This window comes from Buttiauxella ferragutiae (assembly GCF_022637515.1).
GTDB classification, from domain to species: domain Bacteria; phylum Pseudomonadota; class Gammaproteobacteria; order Enterobacterales; family Enterobacteriaceae; genus Buttiauxella; species Buttiauxella ferragutiae.
On sequence record NZ_CP093332.1, the window covers coordinates 1,177,869 to 1,203,655 of the forward strand.

Genomic DNA, 25,787 nt, shown 5'->3' on the forward strand with positions numbered 1-25,787 from the left:
GCAGCCAGTTGGCTGCCATTTTGTTTTTCATCTCGGGTAATCAGTTGGTATTGCCGTTGGCCGCGATAATTTTTGCAACTTTTTCGGCTTGAGCCGGCATTTGCATTTCACGGTAGGCATTTTCCATCAACTTCAGACCATCACGTGTAGCCTGGGTATCAGGGAAATCACGCAGCATTCCTTCAACACGGTTAACTACTGCAACCCACGCGCCGCGTTTAGTGTAGTATTGCGCGACGGAAAGCTCATATTTCGCTAAACGATCTTTCAGGAACACCAGGCGCTTGCTGGCATCGGTGACATACTGGCTGTTCGGGTAACCTCGAACCAGCTTAGAGAAATCTTTGAAAGCATCACGCGCGTGTGCAGGATCTCGGTCTGAACGATCTACGCCAAAGAACCCTTGTAATGCGCTATCATCCAGTGCCATGTCCGTCAGACCGCGCATGTAAAGTACGTAGTCGATGTTTGGATGGGTAGGATTTAGGCGCATAAAGCGGTCAATAGCTGCCTGAGCCAGTGGCAAGTCAGCATTCTTGTAGTAAGCGTAAATAAGATCTAACTGCACTTGCTGCGAGTATGGCCCGAACGGATAACGGTTATCCAGCGCTTCCAGTTGCGTTATCGCCGCTTTAAAGTTACCGTCCTGCAACTTTTGTTGGGCAGTCGCATAAATCTCGGAAGGTGGACTATCAGGAACCTCATCCTTGGAACTGGAGCAACCAGCCAAAGCCAGGCTCAACGTGGCTGCTGCCACCAGATATTTCATACGCGTCATGACGTTTTGACTTTCCTCAGAATGTTATCCGGGAGGCTCTCAATACCAGCTCCCGATAAAGACCAGCTACAATAGCACACTATATTAAACGGCATTGCCGTAAAACCCAACGTTAACGAAGAAGCTGTCTATGGCACAACTAGTACAACTCAACGCAACAGTATCCGAATCGCAACTCGGTCAACGCTTAGATCAAGCTTTGGCCGAATTGTTCCCTGATTATTCACGTTCGCGTATAAAAGAATGGATTCTTGACCGGCGCGTGCTGGTCAATGGCAATATTAGCGACAAACCGAAAGAAAAAGTATTGGGTGGTGAAGCTGTCACTATCAATGCTGAAATCGAAGAGGATGTGCGCTGGGAACCACAAGATATCCCGCTCAATATCGTTTATGAAGATGACGATATTTTGGTGATTAACAAGCCGCGTGATTTCGTTGTGCATCCTGGTGCGGGTAATCCTGACGGGACCGTACTGAATGCGCTTCTGCATTACTATCCGCCGATTGTTGATGTTCCACGTGCGGGCATTGTGCATCGTCTGGATAAAGACACGACGGGTTTGATGGTCGTGGCGAAAACCGTTCCTGCGCAAACTCACCTGGTTGAGGCTTTGCAATTACGTGAAATCACGCGTGAATATGAAGCTGTTGCCATTGGTCATATGACGGCAGGTGGCACGGTTGAAGAACCTATCAGCCGACATTCGACTAAGCGTACTCATATGGCTGTGCATCCGATGGGGAAACCTGCGGTGACGCATTATCGAATCATGGAACATTTCCGTGTGCATACGCGTCTGCGTCTGCGCCTGGAAACGGGCCGTACTCACCAGATTCGTGTTCATATGGCGCATATCACTCATCCATTGGTTGGCGATCAGCTGTACGGTGGCCGCCCGCGTCCACCAAAAGGTGCGTCAGAAGAGTTTGTCAGCGTGCTGCGTAAGTTTGACCGCCAGGCTCTGCATGCAACCATGTTGCGTCTTCATCATCCAATCAGCGGTATGTTGATGGAATGGCATGCGCCAATCCCTCAGGATATGGTTGAGCTGATTGAAGCGCTGCGTGCTGATACGGAAATCCATAAGGATCAACTGGACTGGCTATGAGCAAACTGATCGTCCCGCATTGGCCGCTTCCTGAAGGGGTTGCCGCGTGCAGTTCGACACGTATTGGCGGTGTAAGTCAACCGCCTTACGACTCGCTTAATCTGGGGGCTCACTGCGGTGATAACCTGGATGATGTCGAAGAAAACCGTCGCATGTTTTATAGCACTGCCGGCTTGCCTTCAAAACCCGTTTGGCTAGAGCAAGTGCACGGTACAGACGTGTTAAAACTTACTGGCGAACCTTATTTGTCAAAACGTGCAGACGCTTCTTATAGCGCAACAGCGGGTACGGTTTGTGCGGTAATGACAGCAGATTGTCTGCCAGTGCTATTCTGTAATAAGGCTGGAACCGAAGTTGCGGCTGCTCATGCTGGATGGCGTGGCTTGTGCGAAGGCGTTATTGAAGAAACTGTGGCTTGTTTTAAAGATGCGCCAGAAAACATTATGGCGTGGCTTGGCCCGGCTATTGGTCCTGATGCATTTGAAGTTGGCCCTGAAGTGCGTGAAGCGTTTATGGCTAAAGACATTCATGCTGATAGTGCTTTTCGCCCGTCAGGGGAAAAATACATTGCTGACATCTACACCCTGGCTCGTCAGCGTTTGTCTGCAGTAGGCATTAACCATGTTTATGGCGGCGATCGTTGTACCTACAGCGAAGCGGGTGATTTTTTCTCATATCGACGCGACAGAACCACAGGCCGTATGGCAAGTTTCATTTGGCTGATATAACCTATTGAATCAAGACGATCCAGTGCGGGTAATTAACGCTTCAAATATTTCAGGTCATTAACCTTGAATAATTGAGGGATGACCTCATTTAATCTCCAGTAGCAAATTTGACCTGTATATGGGAGGAGTTATGCGTCTGGATCGTCTTACTAATAAATTCCAGCTTGCTCTCGCCGATGCCCAATCCTTAGCTCTCGGGCACGACAACCAATTTATCGAACCTCTTCACTTGATGAGCGCACTGCTCAATCAGGAAGGTGGATCCGTACGTCCTTTACTGACTTCAGCTGGCGTCAACGCTGGCAAGTTGCGTACCGATATTGAGCAAGCTTTAAGCCGTTTACCACAAGTTGAAGGCACGGGCGGTGATGTTCAGCCTTCGCAGGATTTAGTTCGTGTATTGAATCTATGTGACAAACTGGCGCAAAAACGAAATGACAACTTCATTTCGTCAGAGTTATTTGTTCTGGCAGCACTTGAATCTCGCGGAACATTAACAGATTTACTGAAATCAGCGGGTGCTACCACGGCAAATGTGACAGCAGCAATTGAGCAAATGCGTGGAGGCGAAAACGTGAACGACCAGGGTGCCGAAGATCAACGTCAGGCATTGAAAAAATATACTGTCGATCTGACCGAGCGTGCGGAACAGGGCAAGCTTGATCCCGTTATCGGTCGTGATGAAGAAATTCGTCGCACTATTCAGGTATTGCAGCGCCGTACCAAAAACAATCCCGTACTTATTGGTGAACCAGGCGTTGGTAAAACGGCCATTGTTGAAGGTTTGGCGCAGCGCATCATTAATGGTGAAGTGCCAGAGGGGCTAAAAGGCCGTCGGGTATTAGCGCTGGATATGGGGTCGCTGGTAGCCGGTGCGAAATATCGTGGTGAATTTGAAGAGCGTCTTAAAGGTGTACTGAATGACCTTTCTAAGCAGGAAGGTAATGTCATTCTGTTTATCGATGAATTGCACACCATGGTTGGCGCGGGTAAAGCGGATGGCGCTATGGATGCGGGTAACATGCTCAAGCCAGCCTTGGCTCGAGGTGAACTGCACTGCGTCGGGGCGACAACGTTGGATGAATATCGCCAGTATATAGAAAAGGATGCCGCGCTTGAGCGTCGCTTCCAGAAAGTGTTCGTTGCCGAGCCTTCTGTCGAAGACACTATCGCTATTTTGCGTGGGCTGAAAGAGCGTTACGAACTGCATCACCATGTACAGATTACTGACCCGGCTATTGTGGCGGCGGCAATGCTGTCGCATCGCTACATTGCCGATCGTCAGTTGCCGGATAAAGCCATCGACTTGATTGACGAAGCGGCTTCCAGCATCCGTATGCAGATTGACTCGAAACCAGAAGAGCTCGACCGTCTTGACCGCCGTATCATCCAGCTCAAACTGGAACAGCAGGCATTGAAGAAAGAGTCTGACGAAGCCAGCCAGAAACGTTTGAGTATGCTTGAAGACGAATTAGGGCAGAAAGAGCGTGAATATTCAGTGCTGGAAGAAGAGTGGAAAGCTGAAAAAGCGTCACTTTCTGGTACGCAGACGATTAAGGCTGAGTTAGAGCAGGCAAAAATCGCCATTGAGCAGGCGCGCCGTGCAGGCGACCTGGCGCGAATGTCTGAGCTGCAATACGGGAAAATACCGGAGCTTGAGAAACAGCTTGCAGCGGCAAGTCAGAGTGAAGGGAAAACCATGCGTCTGCTGCGTAACAAAGTTACTGATGCAGAAATTGCGGAAGTGCTGGCGCGTTGGACGGGGATTCCTGTGGCTCGCATGCTTGAAGGTGAACGCGAGAAACTGCTGCGTATGGAACAACAACTTCATACCCGTGTTATCGGGCAGAATGAAGCTGTTGAAGCCGTTTCAAACGCAATTCGCCGTAGCCGTGCCGGTTTGTCTGACCCGAATCGCCCAATTGGTTCGTTCTTATTCCTTGGGCCAACGGGCGTGGGTAAAACTGAGCTGTGCAAAACGCTGGCAAACTTTATGTTTGATAGCGATGACGCAATGGTGCGTATCGATATGTCCGAGTTTATGGAAAAACACTCCGTATCTCGTTTAGTCGGTGCACCTCCAGGCTACGTCGGTTATGAAGAAGGTGGCTACCTGACTGAAGCGGTTCGTCGTCGCCCTTACTCTGTCATTCTTTTGGATGAAGTAGAGAAGGCACACCCGGATGTGTTCAACATTTTATTGCAGGTGCTGGACGACGGGCGTTTGACTGACGGGCAGGGGAGAACTGTCGACTTCCGTAATACGGTTGTAATTATGACGTCTAACTTGGGCTCTGACTTAATTCAGGAGCGCTTCGGTGCGCTGGACTACGGTCATATGAAGGATCTGATTCTTGGTGTTGTCAGCCAGAACTTCCGCCCAGAGTTTGTTAACCGTATAGATGAAGTCGTGGTATTCCATCCGCTGGGTGAGAAACATATTGCTTCTATTGCGCAGATTCAGTTGCAGCGTTTGTATAAACGCCTTGAAGAGCGTGGCTATGAAGTCACTATCTCTGAAGATGCGTTGAAGCTGCTTAGCGAGAATGGTTACGACCCGGTATATGGTGCAAGACCATTGAAACGTGCTATCCAGCAGCAAATAGAGAACCCGCTGGCTCAGCAAATCCTCTCAGGTGAGCTGATTCCAGGGAAAGCAGTTCATCTGGAAGTAAAAGACAATCATATTGTGGCAGTGCAGTAAGTCACAAAAAAGATAAAACGAGCCCTCCGGGGCTCGTTTTTGTTTAAAAACCAGGCGATATTGTATCTCTCGATTGCGTTATGATTAAAAGTTGAGCTAACGATAAGTTTTTTGAATTTTATACTTGTCAGCTCCCAGAAAATCCCTATACTGCGCCTCCACTGACACGGCACAACGGCTTACAAACCGGCCCGTCAGCCAGATGAAAAGCGAAAATAAACGCTTGACTCTGAAAGAGGAAAGCGTAATATACGCCACCTCGAGTTAGCAAGCGAAAGCGCGTAACTCACTGCTCTTTAACAATTTATCAGACAATCTGTGTGGGCACTCGCAGGATTGATATCTCAGATACCTTCGGGTATCAAAAAAATATCAAGTCTTGAAGAGTGACCAAGCAGTAATTCATTTAGTTGAATTATTACGAAAGTTAATTTTTGAGCACCGCTTCACGAGTTGAAGCAAATCAAGCTTTTAATTGAAGAGTTTGATCATGGCTCAGATTGAACGCTGGCGGCAGGCCTAACACATGCAAGTCGAGCGGTAGCACAGGGAGCTTGCTCCTGGGTGACGAGCGGCGGACGGGTGAGTAATGTCTGGGAAACTGCCTGATGGAGGGGGATAACTACTGGAAACGGTAGCTAATACCGCATAACGTCTTCGGACCAAAGAGGGGGACCTTCGGGCCTCTTGCCATCAGATGTGCCCAGATGGGATTAGCTAGTAGGTGAGGTAATGGCTCACCTAGGCGACGATCCCTAGCTGGTCTGAGAGGATGACCAGCCACACTGGAACTGAGACACGGTCCAGACTCCTACGGGAGGCAGCAGTGGGGAATATTGCACAATGGGCGCAAGCCTGATGCAGCCATGCCGCGTGTATGAAGAAGGCCTTCGGGTTGTAAAGTACTTTCAGCGAGGAGGAAGGCATTGTGGTTAATAACCGCAGTGATTGACGTTACTCGCAGAAGAAGCACCGGCTAACTCCGTGCCAGCAGCCGCGGTAATACGGAGGGTGCAAGCGTTAATCGGAATTACTGGGCGTAAAGCGCACGCAGGCGGTCTGTCAAGTCGGATGTGAAATCCCCGGGCTCAACCTGGGAACTGCATTCGAAACTGGCAGGCTAGAGTCTTGTAGAGGGGGGTAGAATTCCAGGTGTAGCGGTGAAATGCGTAGAGATCTGGAGGAATACCGGTGGCGAAGGCGGCCCCCTGGACAAAGACTGACGCTCAGGTGCGAAAGCGTGGGGAGCAAACAGGATTAGATACCCTGGTAGTCCACGCCGTAAACGATGTCGACTTGGAGGTTGTTCCCTTGAGGAGTGGCTTCCGGAGCTAACGCGTTAAGTCGACCGCCTGGGGAGTACGGCCGCAAGGTTAAAACTCAAATGAATTGACGGGGGCCCGCACAAGCGGTGGAGCATGTGGTTTAATTCGATGCAACGCGAAGAACCTTACCTACTCTTGACATCCAGAGAATTCGGCAGAGATGCCTTAGTGCCTTCGGGAACTCTGAGACAGGTGCTGCATGGCTGTCGTCAGCTCGTGTTGTGAAATGTTGGGTTAAGTCCCGCAACGAGCGCAACCCTTATCCTTTGTTGCCAGCGGTTCGGCCGGGAACTCAAAGGAGACTGCCAGTGATAAACTGGAGGAAGGTGGGGATGACGTCAAGTCATCATGGCCCTTACGAGTAGGGCTACACACGTGCTACAATGGCGCATACAAAGAGAAGCGACCTCGCGAGAGCAAGCGGACCTCATAAAGTGCGTCGTAGTCCGGATCGGAGTCTGCAACTCGACTCCGTGAAGTCGGAATCGCTAGTAATCGTAGATCAGAATGCTACGGTGAATACGTTCCCGGGCCTTGTACACACCGCCCGTCACACCATGGGAGTGGGTTGCAAAAGAAGTAGGTAGCTTAACCTTCGGGAGGGCGCTTACCACTTTGTGATTCATGACTGGGGTGAAGTCGTAACAAGGTAACCGTAGGGGAACCTGCGGTTGGATCACCTCCTTACCTAATAGATACGAACTTGCGTAGTGCTCACACAGATTGTCTGATGAAAGTAAATGAGCAAAAAGCGATATCCTGCAAAGGATTATTCGTGTCCCCATCGTCTAGAGGCCCAGGACACTGCCCTTTCACGGCTGTAACAGGGGTTCGAATCCCCTTGGGGACGCCATCTTAAGATAATGATGTGAAAGACATTATCACCGAATATCTCAAAACTAACTCAGTGAGTTATGTTTGAGATATTGCTCTTTAAAAATCCGGAACAAGCTGAAAATTGAAACGACATGTCGTCTCATTCCTCCGTAATAAGGAATGGGAATACGATATGTTCGAGTCTCTCAAATTTTCACAACATACGATTGTGTCTTACGAGACATCTTCGGGTTGTGAGGTTAAGCGACTAAGCGTACACGGTGGATGCCCTGGCAGTCAGAGGCGATGAAGGACGTGCTAATCTGCGATAAGCGTCGGTAAGGTGATATGAACCGTTATAACCGACGATTTCCGAATGGGGAAACCCAGTGCAATTCGTTGCACTATCGTTAAGTGAATACATAGCTTAACGAAGCGAACCGGGGGAACTGAAACATCTAAGTACCCCGAGGAAAAGAAATCAACCGAGATTCCCCCAGTAGCGGCGAGCGAACGGGGAGCAGCCCAGAGTCTGAATCAGTTTGTGTATTAGTGGAAGCGTCTGGAAAGTCGCAGGGTACAGGGTGATACTCCCGTACACAAAAATACACATGCTGTGAACTCGAAGAGTAGGGCGGGACACGTGGTATCCTGTCTGAATATGGGGGGACCATCCTCCAAGGCTAAATACTCCTGACTGACCGATAGTGAACCAGTACCGTGAGGGAAAGGCGAAAAGAACCCCGGCGAGGGGAGTGAAACAGAACCTGAAACCGTGTACGTACAAGCAGTGGGAGCCTCTTTTATGGGGTGACTGCGTACCTTTTGTATAATGGGTCAGCGACTTATATTCTGTAGCAAGGTTAACCGTATAGGGGAGCCGCAGGGAAACCGAGTCTTAACTGGGCGTTAAGTTGCAGGGTATAGACCCGAAACCCGGTGATCTAGCCATGGGCAGGTTGAAGGTTGGGTAACACTAACTGGAGGACCGAACCGACTAATGTTGAAAAATTAGCGGATGACTTGTGGCTGGGGGTGAAAGGCCAATCAAACCGGGAGATAGCTGGTTCTCCCCGAAAGCTATTTAGGTAGCGCCTCGTGAACTCATCTTCGGGGGTAGAGCACTGTTTCGGCTAGGGGGCCATCCCGGCTTACCAACCCGATGCAAACTCCGAATACCGAAGAATGTTATCACGGGAGACACACGGCGGGTGCTAACGTCCGTCGTGAAGAGGGAAACAACCCAGACCGCCAGCTAAGGTCCCAAAGTCATGGTTAAGTGGGAAACGATGTGGGAAGGCACAGACAGCCAGGATGTTGGCTTAGAAGCAGCCATCATTTAAAGAAAGCGTAATAGCTCACTGGTCGAGTCGGCCTGCGCGGAAGATGTAACGGGGCTAAACCATGCACCGAAGCTGCGGCAGCGACGCTTATGCGTTGTTGGGTAGGGGAGCGTTCTGTAAGCCGTTGAAGCTGGACTGTGAGGTCTGGTGGAGGTATCAGAAGTGCGAATGCTGACATAAGTAACGATAAAGCGGGTGAAAAACCCGCTCGCCGGAAGACCAAGGGTTCCTGTCCAACGTTAATCGGGGCAGGGTGAGTCGACCCCTAAGGCGAGGCCGAAAGGCGTAGTCGATGGGAAACAGGTTAATATTCCTGTACTCGGTGTTACTGCGAAGGGGGGACGGAGAGGGCTATGTTAGCCGGGCGACGGTTGTCCCGGTTTAAGCATGTAGGCGGAGAGTTTAGGTAAATCCGGACTCTTATCTAACGCTGAGGTGTGATGACGAGGCACTACGGTGCTGAAGTAACAAATGCCGCACTTCCAGGAAAAGCCTCTAAGCATCAGGTAACATCAAATCGTACCCCAAACCGACACAGGTGGTCAGGTAGAGAATACCAAGGCGCTTGAGAGAACTCGGGTGAAGGAACTAGGCAAAATGGTGCCGTAACTTCGGGAGAAGGCACGCTGTCGGTAGGTGAAGTCCCTTGCGGATGGAGCTGAAGGCAGTCGAAGATACCAGCTGGCTGCAACTGTTTATTAAAAACACAGCACTGTGCAAACACGAAAGTGGACGTATACGGTGTGACGCCTGCCCGGTGCCGGAAGGTTAATTGATGGGGTTAAGCGCAAGCTGAAGCTCTTGATCGAAGCCCCGGTAAACGGCGGCCGTAACTATAACGGTCCTAAGGTAGCGAAATTCCTTGTCGGGTAAGTTCCGACCTGCACGAATGGCGTAATGATGGCCAGGCTGTCTCCACCCGAGACTCAGTGAAATTGAAATCGCTGTGAAGATGCAGTGTACCCGCGGCAAGACGGAAAGACCCCGTGAACCTTTACTATAGCTTGACACTGAACACTGGTCCTTGATGTGTAGGATAGGTGGGAGGCTTTGAAGCGAGGACGCCAGTTCTTGTGGAGCCAACCTTGAAATACCACCCTTTAATGGCTGGTGTTCTAACGTAGACCCGTAATCCGGGTTGCGGACAGTGTCTGGTGGGTAGTTTGACTGGGGCGGTCTCCTCCTAAAGCGTAACGGAGGAGCACGAAGGTTAGCTAATCACGGTCGGACATCGTGAGGTTAGTGCAAAGGCATAAGCTAGCTTGACTGCGAGAGTGACGGCTCGAGCAGGTGCGAAAGCAGGTCTTAGTGATCCGGTGGTTCTGAATGGAAGGGCCATCGCTCAACGGATAAAAGGTACTCCGGGGATAACAGGCTGATACCGCCCAAGAGTTCATATCGACGGCGGTGTTTGGCACCTCGATGTCGGCTCATCACATCCTGGGGCTGAAGTAGGTCCCAAGGGTATGGCTGTTCGCCATTTAAAGTGGTACGCGAGCTGGGTTTAGAACGTCGTGAGACAGTTCGGTCCCTATCTGCCGTGGGCGCTGGAGAATTGAGGGGGGCTGCTCCTAGTACGAGAGGACCGGAGTGGACGCATCACTGGTGTTCGGGTTGTCATGCCAATGGCATTGCCCGGTAGCTAAATGCGGAAAAGATAAGCGCTGAAAGCATCTAAGCGCGAAACTTGCCCCGAGATGAGTTCTCCCTGACCCTTTAAGGGTCCTGAAGGAACGTTGAAGACTACGACGTTGATAGGCTGGGTGTGTAAGCGTAGCGATACGTTGAGCTAACCAGTACTAATGATCCGTGAGGCTTAACCTTACAACACCGAAGGTGTTTTGGTTGAGAGACTATGACATTTGATTTTCAGCTTGAACCGAGATTAAGTTGATGGTTGTGTGGATAACACAACGGTTAACAAAACAGAATATGCCTGGCGGCACTAGCGCGGTGGTCCCACCTGACCCCATGCCGAACTCAGAAGTGAAACGCCGTAGCGCCGATGGTAGTGTGGGGTCTCCCCATGCGAGAGTAGGGAACTGCCAGGCTCCAATTAAGCAAAAAGCCCTGTACTGACGTACAGGGCTTTTTGCTGTCTGCGATTTATGAAATTCCTCAACAGAAATCCAAAAGATTAGCTTGTTCACAGTTTTTGGCACTGCAACATCAATACCAGATAATTCTATATAACATCTGCATTACCACCTGCTTTACTGGATCTGTGGAATTTGTTCCGATTCAGGAAGACAGGAGATTAATAAAGTGACCGAAGCAACAACAACGCATCAGGATAAAACTATTATTACTAGCTCAGATTCGCGCCGGCGTATTCGGGCGATTGTAGGCGCGTCATCAGGGAATCTGGTTGAATGGTTTGATTTCTACGTTTATTCATTTTGCTCTTTGTATTTTGCCCATATCTTTTTCCCCTCAGGTAATAACACAACACAGCTTCTACAAACAGCAGGCGTATTTGCAGCAGGGTTCTTGATGCGACCAATTGGTGGCTGGCTGTTTGGTTACATTGCCGATAAGCATGGGCGTAAAAACTCAATGCTGATTTCAGTATGCATGATGTGTTTTGGCTCGTTGGTAATTGCCTGTTTACCAGGATATTCCACCATTGGAACTTGGGCTCCTGCACTTCTATTGCTGGCACGTTTATTCCAGGGGTTATCCGTAGGCGGTGAGTACGGCACGAGTGCGACTTACATGAGTGAAGTTGCCATTGAAGGGCGAAAAGGTTTTTATGCGTCTTTTCAATATGTAACGCTTATTGGCGGGCAACTTTTAGCATTGTTGGTGGTTGTTGTACTTCAACAAATACTCAGCGAAGGCGAATTACGTGAATGGGGGTGGAGAATTCCTTTTGCACTTGGTGCCGTGCTGGCAGTGGTTGCTCTCTATTTACGTCGCTCACTTGATGAGACCTCAGATAAATCTACACGGGAACATAAAGATGCAGGTAGCCTGGTGGGGCTGTGGAAGAACCGCCGTGCCTTTATTATGGTTCTTGGATTTACAGCCGGTGGTTCGCTAAGCTTCTACACTTTCACCACCTATATGCAGAAATATTTAGTAAATACCGCTGGAATGCACGCCAATACAGCCAGTGCATTAATGACGTTTGCATTGTTGATATTTATGTTGGTACAACCCTTCTTTGGTGCGCTGTCTGACAAGATTGGGCGGCGTAATTCCATGCTCTGCTTTGGTGGCCTTGCTACAGTAATGACTGTACCTATTCTTACCGCTTTGCAAAACGTAAATTCACCGTATGCAGCATTTGGTCTCGTTATATTAGCTTTGCTGATAGCCAGCTTTTACACTTCTATAAGCGGTATTTTGAAAGCAGAAATGTTTCCACCTGAAGTTCGAGCATTAGGTGTTGGCCTGTCCTATGCGGTAGCGAATGCGCTGTTTGGTGGTTCGGCTGAATATGTCGCACTTTCACTGAAATCGGTAGGAATGGAAACCGCATTTTTCTGGTATGTCTCCGTGATGGGAGCAGTGGCATTCCTGGTATCACTGCTGTTGCACCGTAAAGGGAAAGGGATCAAACTTTAATATTTGGCGAGTTGCCAGATAGCGTAGCCGGTGGCGGCACCGGCTATATCCCATGTGAAATCTTTCCAGCTCCATCCACTTCCAGCGGACCGGCTATCCCAGAATTCTTTTGTTGCGCCCAGGCTGACCGAAAATAAGAAACCGAAATTTGCGCTACGGGAATCGCTCCAGCCCTGATGTTGACCATACTCATTACCTGCTGCGGATAATATAGCCGATGCAATAAAGTGCTGTGCTTTGTCCTGGCCATGCCACTGGTCTTGCGCCATATGGCTGCAACCGCTGAGAAGTACTATCGAAAGGAGTAAAAGACGCTGCATTCATGATCCTCTGGCTATAAAAAAACCCTGCAAGCAGGGCTTTAAATATAGCGATGAATTACAGAATGCGACTGATCAAGCGGTCGATACGGATTCTACGCAGGCGGCGGATAAGCTTACGGACTTTCTCCGGATATTCCGAGATGCTTTGTAGGTCACGATAGTGTTGAACTACCGTCGTGTGAGTACGGATTAATTCTAATTCATGGTCACGCTGTACAGCCAGTTCCTGTTTAGGGTCATGAATTAGAATCGCATTCTCCAGATCCAGTCGCCATGCTCTCGGGTTAAGGTTATTACCCGTCAATAGCATCCACTCATCATCTATCCACATGCCTTTGAGATGGAAAGTATTGTCGTCATCTTTCCACAGACGTACCACCAACTGGCCACTGTTTACGTAGTATTGTAAGCGACTCAGGAAACGGCGAAGATTAATTTCATAAAGATAGGGTAACGCACCAATTATCTTAAACGGCTGATCTTCTGGAATATAAAAATCATTCGCTGTCTTATCACCGACAATAATCTCGACTTGTTTTCCTTCGCGTAACAGCTCAATGATGCTACGTACCAGTACCGCGGGTAGGTTGAAATAAGGCGTGCAGATAACCAACTTGCGTTCGGTACACGGCATTAAATGATAGATAGTTTTATTGAGCAGACTGGCTTTACCCAGCCCAACCAGCGGCGTAACGGCAAGTTGCTCGTTATCGGCATTGCCCTGAAAATGGAAACTGGCATCGCGTAATTCCTGACGGAACAAGCGGATATCATTTTTGATTTCTGGGCTTTTGGGTCTGTGTTGTTTGTCTAATCGATGTACTGCACGACCACCCACCAGATTTTCGTGCATCCAGTTATACATGACGTCGGAAAGCTGAGGGTTACAGATAACCTGATAGCGGTCATAACGATATTTGTCATGCTGATGCAGATAAACATCATTAATACTCGCGCCGCTATAAATCACGCAATCATCAACAATAAAACCTTTGAAGTGTAGAACACCTAACGCTTCGCGGGTATTTACAGGCACGCCATAAACTGGAATTTCTACGCCGGGATATTCCTCGGTCATACGATGATACCAGTCAGCATTGGTGTTGGTTGCAGCTGCGCCAATGCGGCCTCGTTGAGCACGATGCCAATCCACCAGAACGGTCACTTCAATTTCCGGGCGTTGTTGCTTGGCCTGGTAGAGAGCATTTAGCACGGCTTTACCGGCATCATCTTGCTCAAGATATAAAGCAACAATACAGATGCGGCGGGTGGCGCTCGCGATTTTTTGCAGCAGAACTTCACGGAAATCTGCTGGGGAGAAAAGAGTCTTTACATCATCAACTGACTGAGAAAGCTTCGGCAATTGGGCAAGGTGTTGTTGATGTTTATTACGTTTAAATTTAGACAACATCACAGTGCGTATCTTCTCTATTCATTGGATGGCCTTCTGCAAAATCCAGACGTCAGAACTTGCTGATAATACCACTACTGACCCGCAAAGTGAGTAAGTTTTCCAGTACCTTACTCACGAATCCATGCTTTTTATCAATGGAAGAGTCAGACTGACGATGCCATCTTCCAGTTGTATATCGACATCAAATCCGAGTTTTCGCGCCAAAGAGACCATACCTCGGTTGTTCGGCATGGTAATGCCATTCAATCTTTGCAGCCCATGTTCGCCGGTGTAACTAATCAGTTTTTCCAGCAGACGCCGCCCTAACCCGAGTCCTTTCAAATCGGAACGTACAAGCACAGCAAACTCGGCATCAATGTTGTCGGGATCTGAGATCGCACGAGTCACACCGATTATCTCCGGTGATCCGTTTAGCTCACGAATAGCCACAAAAGCCATTTCTCGATCGTAGTCGATCTGGGTCATATTGGCTAAATCTTCATGGGTAAATTCGTTGATCTCGCTGAAATAGCGATAGTAAAGATCCTCTTTGGTTACCAGGGAAATAAACTGTTGCAACAAAGGTTCATCTTCCGGGAGGATCGGGCGGAACAGGCATTGTTCGCCATTCTTGAGAGTGATGCTTTCTTCCAGCTGGTACGGATATGGGCGTATTGCAAGGCGGCTTTCCGGATCCCCCTCAAACTTATCGAGTTGCAAAGTGACATCCAGAAGCGTGAACTCATTGCCTGAAGCCAATAGTGGGTGAATATCCAGGCGACGAATCTCCGGGCAATCAACGATTAAGTTTGAAACCTGAACCAGAATCTGGCTAATACCTGGCACATCCAGCGGGCGTAATGCACTGCGTCCACGGATTTTGCCGCTTTTGATCGCCTGAATAACAAGGTAGCGGGCAAGGTTCATATTGAGTGGTGGAAGAGCCACAACAGCCTGCTGGTCCGGACGCCATTCAACGCCACCTTCGCCCAACATTATCAGCGGGCCAAACACCGGATCGTGCTCAACCACGATTCGGAGCTCCTGAGCGCCAGCACGGTTAGCCATACTTTGTACCAATAGCCCATGGATACGAGCTTGCGGCCACGCCATTTTCACGCGGTCAATAATTGCATCAGCGGCTTGCTGAACCTCAGCGGCGGTTCTTAGATACAGCATTACCCCCTGAACTTCAGATTTATGCGGAATATCTGGGGAGCGTAGCTTCAGCGCGACCGGATAACCTATTTGTTCGGCAATATGCACTGCTTCTGCACTGTCACCGGCAATCCAGGTGGGTAGCGTATTCAACCCATAAGCCTGCAAAATCGGACGTACTTCGTGAGTATCGAGCGACGTCGCACCTTCGCTTAATGCTTGCTGGATAAGAAGATGGGCATCGCTGGCATTGGCTTTCAAATTGGCGGGTAACGCTGGGGTTTCACGCAGTTGTTTCTGATTTCTGCGATATTCCACCATGTGCATAAAGGCGGTGACTGCACCTTCAGGGGTACGGTAAGTGGGAATGCTTGCGTCGCTGAATAATCGCCTGGATTCCTGCGAGGAATACTCGCCACACCAGTTGGTGATCAAAGTTATATATTTGCTACGCGGATGACGGTGTATTAACTCAATTAAGGCCGTGGCACTTTCGGTTCCCGGGGCTGCTGCACTCGGGGCATGAATAATCATTAATGCGTCAAAGTCCTGGCTATCAAGCAGGGTTTCCACTGCCCGGAGATAGCGCTCAGGTGTCGCATCGTCGCGTAAATCAAGCGGGTTTCCAGTTTCAACACTGATTGGCAACACACTTTTTAGCTTACCAAGGATTTCGTCACTCAGGGTCGCAAGTTTACCGTTGCGTAACCATAATTCGTCCAGCGCCAGTGCCGCGGGCGCCGCACCATTACTGATAATCATTAAGCGTTCACCGCGCAGTGGGCGCATGTGGCTTAACGTTTCTACAGCTGAAAAGAGTTCATGAGTGTCTTGAACGCGCAATAAACCGGCTCGTTGAATGGCTGCGTCCCACGCTGCATCAAGCCCAATATGTGTTTTGAGCAACTCCTGGGCTTTGCCACTTCTTCCGCTTTTAATCACCAGAATGGGTTTGTTACGTGAAGCACTTCGTGCCGCCGAGACAAAACGTCGCGCATCGCTCAGGTGTTCGAGATAAAGCAAAATCGCACTGGTTTTGGTATCGCGAGCCAGATAATCCAGCAGCTCATCAACATCAATATCCAGACTGTCACCCAGCGCAATAAACCACGAGAATCCCATTTCTCGTTGTTGAGCCCAGTCAAGAATGGTGTTGGACACCGCTGCAGATTGCGAGATGAATGCCAACTTGCCCTTCTGAATCGGAACGGGTGAGAAACTCGCATTAAGGCCTTGCCATGGAGCAAGTAAACCCAGGCTATTTGGACCGAGCAAACGCATCTGCCATTGATTAGCACAAGCTAATAATTCGGGAAGTTGTTCTGGTGGAGCGGAGAGAATAATGCAGGCTTTACACCCTTTTTCTCCCAGTGATTGCAGTAATTCCGGGTTACGTTTCGAATGAGTGCAAATTACCGCAAGGTCAGGGGGGAAGGGGAGGCTTGCGATATCTGGCCAGGCAAGAACACCACACACCGCTTTATGGGTTGGTGTCACTGGCATTACCGGGCCATTAAAGCCTCCGGCCAACAGATTGCGCATCATTAAATAACCGGCCCGATCTGTTTTTGCAGAAGCTCCGACAACAGCGATTGATTTGGGGCGCAGTAGCGCCTCCAGCCCACGTTGACTCATTGTTCTCTCCCCTGAGAATTAACCCAGTGAGTTTAAACGCTTTCTGGCTCCGCTGCTGTGACACTGGATTGATGATGAGGTTTACCTGCCAGATATCGTTCACGGAACAACGTAAAATGCTCTGTCAGCCCGACGGCTGCGTGCTCATCGTCTGCAAGTGCGAGCAACGCTGCAGCAACTTCGGCGGTGCAGTATTGTCCATCGGCATGGGCTTCACGCAGTCGGTAGGCAGAAACAATACTCAAATCCACAGAAATGACCGGCAGATTATCCAGATATGGGCTCTTGCGGAACATCTTACGGGCTTCAGTCCATGTGCCATCGAGCATGATAAAAAGTGGTGGTTTGCCACTTTTTGGAGGCGTAGTCAGGACTTCTCGCTCAATGCTTGCATAAGATGCAGGGAACACAACCATTGGTTGGTAATCTGGGGAGCTGACTAAATCGAGCAGTGCCTGTGGTGGTTCTGTTCGTGACCACTGGAATGCTTCAGTGTCTGGCAAAATATCTGCAATAAGTCGCCCGGTATTACTCGGCTTCATTGGCTCTGTGTCAAACATAACCAGGCAGAAACGGCTTCGTGCATTCTGTGGCTGTAGTGTTTCACACAGGCATTGTTTTAGCGGCAGCAGGCAGCGCTGGCAACGGCGGATGCGGTTACCACGAGCAAGAAATGGACGAGTTGCACGCGCCAGGCGTTCGGCACGAAGACGTAAGACGGCGTTTTCAGTCATCAGATAAACAAGCTTAAAAACGCCATTCTAACGTAGATGAAGTTCACGGGTACAAAGAAACGTACCTGTGAACTTAGAGATTTTCGTTCAGCCAGCTATCAAATGGTGCTTTCGGCATCGCTCCGTTTAGCATGTCGACCATCTCACCTTTTTTGAAAACCATAATGGTCGGAATGCTGCGGATGCGAAAACGTGCGCTAAGTGCAGGCTCCGCTTCGGTATTAACTTTAACGAAACGTACTTTGCCACTGCGTTCTTCGGCTACGTCTTCGAAGATTGGCGCGAAGTTGACGCAAGGGCCGCACCATGGCGCCCAGAAATCTACAACTACCGGTAAGTCGTCTTGCAGCAATTTATCCAGGGTTTCGCTGGTGGCATTAATAACCTCACCATCGAACAGTTCATGACCACAACGGCCGCATTTAGCACCGTCATCAATACGCTCATCGGGGATGCGATTAATTGCCTGGCAGGCGGCACAAACGGTATTCATAACTAACCTCTAAAGGATGTGTTGTCCAAAAATGACGAAAATCACAGATGATGTTTCTCATATGTTAAATATTATTGGCGATTAGTCGAGTGCCAGCCAAGTGATTTATTCGATGGCTACAATAGTTGCCGGCTTTTGACCAAAGTTAATGGCTAACCAGTGCCACATCGGGTAATCTGCGCGCCACGCGCTCAGCCAGGTGGAGAAAAGCATGAACGACGAATTTAAAGGTAAAAGCGGCAAGGTCAAAGTGATGTATGTCCGCGGTGACGATGACAGCGAAAAACGCAGCCAAAACCCGCGCACAGGTAAAGGCGGTGGGCGTCCAGCAGCACCGTCACGGGGTGAGGGCCGTCGTGGTCCACGTCGCGATGATAAACCTGGCGCAGGGCGCGAGCGGAATCGTAGTGACGATCGTGAAGATCGTGGTGATAATCCATGGCGCACGGTTTCACGACCGCCAAGAGAAGAAGTGTCTGATGCAGGCGAGCAAATGGGTGCCAATGGCAGACCTATTGTTGACCCTGAAATCATTCGCCGCCAACGTGCGGAAGAAACACGTGTTTACGGTGAGAACGCATGTCAGGCTCTGTTCCTTAGCCGCCCTGATTGCATCGTACGCGCCTGGTTTATCCAGAGCGTGACACCGCGTTTCAAAGAAGCATTACGTTGGATGGCTGCAAACCGTAAAGCCTACCATGTGGTAGATGATGCGGAGTTGGTAAAAGCATCCGGTACAGAACACCACGGTGGCGTTTGCTTCATCATTAAAAAGCGTCGCGGCATTACTGTTGACAGCTGGTTATCTAAAGCTGGCGAAGAAGATTGTGTACTGGCGTTGGAAAACGTTGCTAACCCGCACAACCTCGGCGGCATTATGCGCAGCTGTGCACACTTTGGTGTGAAAGGCTTGTTGGTGGAAGATGCAGCAATGCTGGAGTCTGGCGCTGCAGTTCGTACTGCCGAAGGCGGTGCAGAGCATGTTGAAGCTATCAGCGGCGAGACTTTCGAAGAAGGTCTGGAGCAGTTCCGTAAAGCCGGTTACGCGATAGTCACAACATCAAGCCACAAAGGGACTCCGCTTTTCAAAGCTGAGCTGCCGAAGAAAATGGTTTTGGTGTTAGGTCAGGAACGCGAAGGTGTGTCTGACGCAACCTTTGAAAATGCTGACATGAGCGTTGCTATCACAGGTACTGGTAACGTTGAAAGTCTGAACGTATCAGTGGCAACCGGTGTGTTGCTGTCTGAGTGGTGGCGTCAAAACAAAGCGTAATGCATTGTTAATGACTGATTTGAAAAGCCAGCGAAAGCTGGCTTTTTTGTCTGTTTAATCTGGTAATACCGGCGTCCAGTTTATTGCTGGCTGGTTATGTTCCATCAGATATTGATTGGTTTTCGAGAAGTGGCCGCACCCCAGAAAACCACGGTGTGCCGACAAAGGTGACGGATGAGGGGCTTGTAATACATAGTGGCGGTTCCGGTCGATAAAGCTGCCTTTCTTCTGTGCATGTGACCCCCACAGTAAAAAGACGACGCCTTCGCAGTGTTCGTTAATCAGCGCAATCACCTTATCTGTGAATGTTTCCCAGCCTAATTTCGCATGCGAATGCGCATTACCCGCCTCGACGGTTAATACCGTGTTGAGTAAAAGCACGCCCTGACGCGCCCAGCTTTCGAGATAACCATGGTTTGGTTGCACAAAATCAGCAATGTCGCTCTGCAACTCTTTGTACATATTCTTTAAAGAGGGTGGCACAGCAACCCCCGGCAGAACAGAAAAAGCCAGGCCATGCGCTTGCCCAGGACCATGGTAAGGATCTTGCCCAAGAATCACGACTTTCACATCAGCCAACTCAGTAAATCGGAAGGCATTGAAGACGTCTTTCTGAGGTGGATAAACCGTCACCCCTGCAGCACGTCGTTCAGCAACGGTTGCCAGAGTATTCGTGAAGTAGGGTTGTTGCTTTTCTTGCGCTAGCACATCGTGCCAGGTGAGGGGGGTAGTCATCTCGCTCTCCTGCGATTCGTAATGCGACTAGCTTAACGGCTTCTTTCTTCTAAGGAAATGAATCAGCAACGGAAGCGCCATAAACTTAAAAAAAGTTGAAAATTTACATAATTTTTAATTTTCACGAGCCTCGCTAAGTTGATGTAAAACAAATAAATGATATCATAGGCACATTGATGGCATGGATTTAATTGATTTAAATCAAGGTTTGAAGCTGGTTTGGCTAGTATAAAGATCAGTAACGCAACAATGGTTTTACCAATGAGCCAGTTTATGGCCCGAAATAGAATCACAAAATTAGCCCAAAGGGAGAAATAAAATGATTACTGGTATCCAAATTACTAAAGCTGCAAATGATTCACTCTTGAACTCTATCTGGCTGTTAGATAGCGAAAAAGGTGAAGCGCGTTGTGTATGTGCTAAAGCTGATTTTGCAGAAGACGAAGTTGTCGCAGTGAGCAAATTGGGTGAGTTCGAATATCGCGAAATCGGCGTGGAAGCAAAACCTGAAGTTCGTGTAGAAGGTGGCCAGCATCTGAATGTGAACGTTCTGCGTCGTGAAACTCTGGAAGATGCTGTTAAGCACCCAGAAAAATACCCACAGTTGACCATTCGTGTGTCTGGCTATGCGGTACGTTTCAACTCACTGACTCCAGAACAACAGCGTGACGTTATTGCTCGTACTTTCACTGCAAGCCTGTAATTCTTAAAATATTTAAAAAGCCGGTGGCAGTTGCACCTGCTTTTTTTATGGTTCTGGTTCAAGAATGTAACGGAACGGTTAAAACTCTAACTCAAATCATAAAAAAACCGCCTCCTGGGAGACGGTTTCTATAGCTGCTGACGAATTATTCAGCGGATTCGGTTTTCGCACTGCTTGGTTTACGGCGCTTACCGACATTCTTTTTATCGCGTAGACGGACCTTCACACGCGGCTTTTCTTTATCGTCTTTTTTCTTTTCTTCACGCTTAGCGAGCACTTTCTTCGACGGCTTACCAGTGAGCTTCTCACTTGGTGCACGGGTCGTTGGGCGCAGCTCTTCAATTATGCGCGATTTCATGGGTTCTTTCATGTAACGCGTCACTTTGCCAAGTAGCAAATGGTCATGCGCTTCAACCAGAGAAATAGCGATTCCTTTGAGGCCAGCACGGCCTGTACGCCCAATACGGTGCAGGTAAGTATCGGCTGTACGCGGCATATCAAAGTTGAAGACATGGCTGACTTCTGGAATATCAATACCACGTGCGGCAACATCTGTAGCGATCAATACGTTCACGCGGCCATCAGTCAAACGCTTGATAGCTTCGGTACGCTTCATCTGCACCATTTCGCCTTCGAGGTAGCAGGTGTTGATACCCGCTTCACGCAGCCAGGCAACCAGCTCATGCACACGGTCACGTTTGCGAACAAAAACGATCGAACGGGTGGTATCCGGCTGTTTCAGCAAATGCACCAGCAGTGCAGTTTTGTGCTCAACGTTGTCGGCGCGGTAGTACCACTGGTGGATTTTCTTGCGCTCGCGTGTTGATGATGTCGCGGAAACTTCAACTGGATCTTCTAACAAACGTTCTGCGAAATTCTTAATCGCATCGCCTTCCAGCGTTGCAGAGAACAGCATGGTTTGTTTGCGCCAGCGAGTTTCAGCAGCAATGGTTTCAATATCCTGCGCAAAGCCCAGATCCAACATGCGATCGGCTTCATCAAGAATCAGTGTCTCTACTGCACGGCAATCAAAGTTTTCTTCTTTGATGTATTGCAGCAGGCGACCCGTTGTTGCAACAACGATATCCTGGTTTTCGCTGAACACTTCAGCGTGGTTCATATATGCCACGCCACCCGTGATGGTTGCGATATCAAGATGGGTATGTTTTGCCAGTTCACGAGCATGATCGGCTACTTGCATTGCCAGTTCACGTGTTGGCGTGACAATCAAAATACGTGGTGGTCCAGACTTCTTACGCGGGAAATCGACCAAATGCTGTAACACAGGCAGCAAATAAGCGGCTGTTTTACCGGTACCGGTTGGTGCGGAACCAAGGACATCACGCCCTTCAAGTGCAGGTGGAATGGCGGCAGCCTGAATAGCTGTCGGGCGGGTAAAGCCCTTGTCCTGGAGCGCGAGCAACAAGCTCTCGTCAAGTTCCAGTTCGGAAAAAGTGGTTACAGTCATGGTCTTCCTCTATGTAGGGCGCCGATTATAGACGTTATGGCTGCGATCTTCATCTGTTTGTGTGGATAACTGATGCTTTTCCTGGCAGCGACTTTCCCCTATGCTACACCCGTTTCTCTACAGGGTAGCTAAGATGTGCAGTCAAAAAGCAGTATTGCGTCGTGATGGATTCACCTTCAAACAGTTCTTTGTAGCGCACGATCGATGCGCAATGAAAGTCGGTACCGATGGCACATTGCTGGGCGCATGGGTACCCGTAGCAAATGTGAAAAACGTGTTGGATATTGGCACCGGAAGCGGCTTGCTGGCATTAATGCTAGCGCAGCGCACGCCTGACAATGTCACGATCGATGCAGTAGAACTTGATCCTGTTGCTGCGGAACAAGCTGCCGAAAATGCCGCTGGATGTAAATGGGCTTCACGCATCAATGTTCATTGCGCTGATATCCGTGAGTGGGCGCAACAAGCCACGCAACGTTACTCGTTAATCGTCAGCAACCCGCCATTTTTTTCCCAGGGCAGTGATTGTGCTTCGCCGGAGCGCGCTCAGGCTCGCTATACCACAACGCTTGATCATAACGCGTTGTTGAGTAGTGCCGCACAGTTGATCACTGAAGATGGTTTTTTCTGTGTGATCATGCCTGAAACGTCGGGAACGGCTTTTTGTGAACTGGCAAAAACACAGGGATGGTTTGTACGTTACCGTACGGATATCGCAGATAATGAAACGCGTTTGCCGCATCGTGTCATGCTGGCGTTGTCACCAACAGATGGCGAATACTTTACTGAACGATTCATCATTCGTGGGCCAGACCAACAATATTCCGAAGGCTATTGCAGCCTGACCCAGGACTTCTATTTATTTATGTAGAGTGGCGAAAGAATGCTTGGCCCAGAATTTTCAGCCAAATCCGGGTAGTCCAGCGTGTAGTGCAAACCCCGGCTTTCTTTACGCATCATGGCACAGCGCACAATTAACTCGGCAACCTGCACAAGGTTGCGCAGTTCCAGTAAATTGTTCGACACGCGGAAGTTGGCATAGTACTCGTCAATTTCCTGCTGCAACATGGTAATTCTGCGCAATGCTCGCTCCAGTCGGCGCGTGGAACGCACAATACCGACGTAATCCCACATAAATAAACGCAGTTCATGCCAGTTATGCTGGATAACGACCTGCTCATCAGGATTATCGACCCGGCTGTCATCCCAGTCAGGTAATGATCTGGAAATACGCGCGTATGGCATACGCTTCATAATATCTTCTGCAGCAGACCAGCCATAAACCAGGCATTCTAACAACGAGTTCGACGCCATACGGTTTGCACCATGCAGACCGGTATAAGTCACTTCGCCAATAGCGTATAGCCCATCAACGTCAGTACGGCCATTTTCATCAACCATCACACCGCCACAGGTGTAATGGGCAGCGGGCACCACAGGTACTGGTTCTTTAGTCAGATCGATACCCAGCCCCATCAACTTTTCGTAAATCGTTGGGAAATGGTGGCGCACAAACTCTTCGGGCTTGTGGCTAATATCCAGATACATACAATCGGCACCCAGACGTTTCATTTCATGGTCGATGGCACGAGCGACGATATCACGCGGAGCCAGTTCGCCACGCTCATCAAAATCTGGCATAAAGCGACTGCCATCTGGGCGCTTGAGGTAAGCACCTTCACCGCGCAATGCTTCGGTTAGCAGGAAATTACGAGCCTGAGGATGGAAGAGGGCTGTTGGATGGAACTGATTAAATTCCAGATTGGCAACGCGGCAACCTGCACGCCACGCCATGGCAATGCCATCACCTGAAGAAATATCTGGATTAGTGGTGTACTGATAAACCTTCGACGCGCCGCCAGTGGCTAAAACCACGGCTTTCGCACGGCAAGTTTCCACTTTCTCGCGATTACGGTTCCAGATCCAGGCCCCCACGACACGTCGCGTGCCAGGCAGACCGATCTTGTCTGAAACAATAAGATCGACGGCGTTACTACGCTCGATAACACGAATATTTGGATGGCTCAGTGCTTTGCCGACTAGTGTAGTTTCAACTTCTTTGCCAGTGGCGTCTGCAGCATGGAGAATACGGCGATGGCTATGCCCACCTTCGCGAGTTAAATGATAGCTTTCCGCGCCATTAGCCTGGATCTCAGTGTCAAACAACACACCTTGATCGATTAACCATTGCACGCAATGGCGTGCGTTACTGGCGACAAACTCCACCGCATCTCGATCGCAAATTCCGGCGCCTGCAATCAGCGTATCTTCGACATGTGAATCGATGCTATCCGTTTCATCAAACACCGCGGCAATGCCACCCTGAGCATAAAACGTTGAGCCTTCATTAATTGGCCCTTTACTCAGAACAATAACTTTGCAGTTTTCGGCAAGCCGTAAGGCTAGAGAGAGGCCAGCAGCTCCGCTACCAACGATTAATACATCACAAGCGAGTTCGGAATTTGCGTTCATCGTGTTTAATTTACTAAACAAAGGTCAGGCCAGCATATCACCCGATGTGGGCTGTAACACGCTTTTTTTAAACTGGTGTTATATGAACTAAACAAAAGTAAGCCAAAGCTCAGTTTCATCCGAATAATAGTGTCTTTAAGCACTTTTTCGTGCCAGTTCACTGTTAGTGGCAGATTTTCTAATGAAAAATCATCATTCATGCGATACTCTGCATGAATCTAGCGATCGCCTTTTCGGACAAAAAAGGTGCCACCATTTGTGCCATGAAACTTATAATCAAGAAGAGATAATTCGTGGGACAGATCAGGAAAACAACGGCGTAATGGAACTTTGCTCAAATCGAGTGCTCCAACCGTGAACTTGCTCATTTATGCAGAGTTCGGGTGGCTTTTCAATTACGCGTGGAAATAGGTTTGGGGAGACATTACCTCGGATGAGTGAGCAGTTAACGGATCAGGTCCTCGTCGAACGGGTCCAGAAGGGAGACAAGACGTCATTTAATTTACTGGTGGTTCGCTATCAGCATAAAGTGGCGAGTCTGGTTTCCCGATATGTACCTTCAGGAGATGTTCCTGACGTGGTGCAGGAGTCTTTTATCAAAGCTTATCGCGCACTGGATTCATTCCGTGGCGATAGTGCGTTTTATACATGGTTGTACCGCATCGCGGTCAACACGGCAAAAAATTATCTGGTTGCTCAGGGTCGTCGTCCTCCATCAAGCGATGTGGACGCAATTGATGCGGAAAACTACGAAAGTGGCAGTGCATTGAAAGAAATTTCGAACCCTGAGAACTTAATGTTGTCTGAAGAACTGAGACAAATAGTTTTCCGTACTATTGAGTCACTCCCGGAAGATTTACGCATGGCAATTACGTTGCGGGAGTTGGATGGTTTGAGCTATGAAGAAATAGCCGCCATCATGGATTGCCCGGTAGGGACAGTACGTTCTCGTATTTTCCGTGCGCGGGAAGCTATTGATAATAAAGTTCAACCGCTTATCAGGCGTTGACGATAGCGGGTTACTG

The 25,787-nt window shown here is 49.2% G+C and carries 18 protein-coding genes, 1 tRNA gene and 3 rRNA genes; 13 read left to right on the plus strand and 9 right to left on the minus strand.

Annotated features, from left to right (window positions below; all coding sequences use genetic code 11):
• Nucleotides 1-40: 40 nt before the first annotated feature.
• Nucleotides 41-778 carry an outer membrane protein assembly factor BamD gene (bamD, locus tag MNO13_RS05365; protein ID WP_064544319.1) on the minus strand — a complete coding sequence of 246 codons (738 nt, stop codon included), beginning with the start codon at nucleotides 776-778 and terminating at the stop codon, nucleotides 41-43.
• Between the two features lie 130 nt (nucleotides 779-908).
• Here bamD and rluD point away from each other — a divergent pair, with 130 nt between their 5' ends.
• The 8 genes from rluD to MNO13_RS05405 all read left to right on the plus strand — a co-directional run bounded on the left by rluD (nucleotide 909) and on the right by MNO13_RS05405 (nucleotide 12,375).
• Nucleotides 909-1,889: a 23S rRNA pseudouridine(1911/1915/1917) synthase RluD gene (rluD, locus tag MNO13_RS05370; protein ID WP_121815079.1), complete on the plus strand. Its 981-nt coding sequence runs from the start codon at nucleotides 909-911 to the stop codon at nucleotides 1,887-1,889.
• Nucleotides 1,886-2,617, plus strand: a complete 732-nt coding sequence (gene yfiH / locus MNO13_RS05375; protein WP_241939618.1) for a purine nucleoside phosphorylase YfiH — start codon at nucleotides 1,886-1,888, stop codon at nucleotides 2,615-2,617. Before rluD ends, yfiH begins: the two co-directional genes overlap by 4 nt.
• Before the next feature lie 130 nt (nucleotides 2,618-2,747).
• Nucleotides 2,748-5,321, plus strand: coding sequence for an ATP-dependent chaperone ClpB (gene clpB, locus MNO13_RS05380; protein WP_064544325.1), 2,574 nt, complete (start codon nucleotides 2,748-2,750; stop codon nucleotides 5,319-5,321).
• Nucleotides 5,322-5,793: 472 nt separating this feature from the next.
• Nucleotides 5,794-7,333, plus strand: a 16S ribosomal RNA gene (locus MNO13_RS05385).
• Nucleotides 7,334-7,423: 90 nt separating this feature from the next.
• A tRNA-Glu gene (locus MNO13_RS05390) sits at nucleotides 7,424-7,499 on the plus strand.
• Nucleotides 7,500-7,720: 221 nt separating this feature from the next.
• Nucleotides 7,721-10,629, plus strand: a 23S ribosomal RNA gene (locus MNO13_RS05395).
• Nucleotides 10,630-10,740: 111 nt separating this feature from the next.
• Nucleotides 10,741-10,856: ribosomal RNA gene (rrf, locus tag MNO13_RS05400) — 5S ribosomal RNA — on the plus strand.
• The 16S, 23S and 5S rRNA genes sit together here with 1 tRNA gene alongside, the layout of an rRNA operon.
• 250 nt (nucleotides 10,857-11,106) lie before the next feature.
• Nucleotides 11,107-12,375, plus strand: coding sequence for an MFS family transporter (locus tag MNO13_RS05405; protein ID WP_232886355.1), 1,269 nt, complete (start codon nucleotides 11,107-11,109; stop codon nucleotides 12,373-12,375).
• On the opposite strand, the gene MNO13_RS05410 is transcribed toward MNO13_RS05405, so the two are convergent.
• The 5 genes from MNO13_RS05410 to trxC form a co-directional block, all read right to left on the minus strand.
• Nucleotides 12,372-12,695, minus strand: coding sequence for a YfiM family lipoprotein (locus MNO13_RS05410; protein ID WP_241939619.1), 324 nt, complete (start codon nucleotides 12,693-12,695; stop codon nucleotides 12,372-12,374). The two genes, MNO13_RS05405 and MNO13_RS05410, sit on opposite strands and share 4 nt — an antisense overlap.
• Before the next feature lie 58 nt (nucleotides 12,696-12,753).
• Entirely contained in the window at nucleotides 12,754-14,109 is a 1,356-nt protein-coding gene (gene pssA / locus MNO13_RS05415) for a CDP-diacylglycerol--serine O-phosphatidyltransferase (RefSeq protein ID WP_121815081.1), read from the minus strand.
• 114 nt (nucleotides 14,110-14,223) lie between these two features.
• Nucleotides 14,224-16,884, minus strand: a complete 2,661-nt coding sequence (locus tag MNO13_RS05420) for a bifunctional acetate--CoA ligase family protein/GNAT family N-acetyltransferase (RefSeq protein ID WP_121815082.1) — start codon at nucleotides 16,882-16,884, stop codon at nucleotides 14,224-14,226.
• Nucleotides 16,885-16,916: 32 nt separating this feature from the next.
• Nucleotides 16,917-17,618: a tRNA-uridine aminocarboxypropyltransferase gene (locus MNO13_RS05425; RefSeq protein WP_064544339.1), complete on the minus strand. Its 702-nt coding sequence runs from the start codon at nucleotides 17,616-17,618 to the stop codon at nucleotides 16,917-16,919.
• A 73-nt stretch (nucleotides 17,619-17,691) separates the two neighbouring features.
• Entirely contained in the window at nucleotides 17,692-18,111 is a 420-nt protein-coding gene (gene trxC, locus MNO13_RS05430) for a thioredoxin TrxC (RefSeq protein ID WP_064544341.1), read from the minus strand.
• Between the two features lie 211 nt (nucleotides 18,112-18,322).
• On the opposite strand from trxC, the gene MNO13_RS05435 reads away from it, so the two are divergent.
• Nucleotides 18,323-19,384, plus strand: coding sequence for a tRNA/rRNA methyltransferase (locus MNO13_RS05435; RefSeq protein WP_064544343.1), 1,062 nt, complete (start codon nucleotides 18,323-18,325; stop codon nucleotides 19,382-19,384).
• A 54-nt stretch (nucleotides 19,385-19,438) separates the two neighbouring features.
• Here MNO13_RS05435 and ung read toward each other — a convergent pair whose 3' ends face one another.
• The gene (gene ung / locus MNO13_RS05440; RefSeq protein WP_232886348.1) at nucleotides 19,439-20,119 is read right to left on the minus strand and encodes a uracil-DNA glycosylase; all 681 of its coding nucleotides are present in this window, start codon (nucleotides 20,117-20,119) and stop codon (nucleotides 19,439-19,441) included.
• Between the two features lie 319 nt (nucleotides 20,120-20,438).
• Here ung and grcA point away from each other — a divergent pair, with 319 nt between their 5' ends.
• Nucleotides 20,439-20,822: an autonomous glycyl radical cofactor GrcA gene (grcA, locus tag MNO13_RS05445; RefSeq protein ID WP_064544347.1), complete on the plus strand. Its 384-nt coding sequence runs from the start codon at nucleotides 20,439-20,441 to the stop codon at nucleotides 20,820-20,822.
• Nucleotides 20,823-20,967: 145 nt separating this feature from the next.
• On the opposite strand, the gene srmB is transcribed toward grcA, so the two are convergent.
• The gene (srmB, locus tag MNO13_RS05450; RefSeq protein WP_121815084.1) at nucleotides 20,968-22,290 is read right to left on the minus strand and encodes an ATP-dependent RNA helicase SrmB; all 1,323 of its coding nucleotides are present in this window, start codon (nucleotides 22,288-22,290) and stop codon (nucleotides 20,968-20,970) included.
• Between the two features lie 133 nt (nucleotides 22,291-22,423).
• On the opposite strand from srmB, the gene trmN reads away from it, so the two are divergent.
• Nucleotides 22,424-23,161, plus strand: a complete 738-nt coding sequence (gene trmN / locus MNO13_RS05455; RefSeq protein ID WP_241939620.1) for a tRNA(1)(Val) (adenine(37)-N(6))-methyltransferase TrmN — start codon at nucleotides 22,424-22,426, stop codon at nucleotides 23,159-23,161.
• On the opposite strand, the gene nadB is transcribed toward trmN, so the two are convergent.
• Nucleotides 23,146-24,762: an L-aspartate oxidase gene (gene nadB, locus MNO13_RS05460; protein ID WP_064544353.1), complete on the minus strand. Its 1,617-nt coding sequence runs from the start codon at nucleotides 24,760-24,762 to the stop codon at nucleotides 23,146-23,148. The two genes, trmN and nadB, sit on opposite strands and share 16 nt — an antisense overlap.
• 354 nt (nucleotides 24,763-25,116) lie before the next feature.
• Here nadB and MNO13_RS24420 point away from each other — a divergent pair, with 354 nt between their 5' ends.
• Nucleotides 25,117-25,173, plus strand: a complete 57-nt coding sequence (locus MNO13_RS24420) for a hypothetical protein (protein WP_370090880.1) — start codon at nucleotides 25,117-25,119, stop codon at nucleotides 25,171-25,173.
• 22 nt (nucleotides 25,174-25,195) lie between these two features.
• The gene (rpoE, locus tag MNO13_RS05465; RefSeq protein ID WP_064544357.1) at nucleotides 25,196-25,771 is read left to right on the plus strand and encodes an RNA polymerase sigma factor RpoE; all 576 of its coding nucleotides are present in this window, start codon (nucleotides 25,196-25,198) and stop codon (nucleotides 25,769-25,771) included.
• The last annotated feature ends 16 nt before the right edge of the window (nucleotides 25,772-25,787 follow it).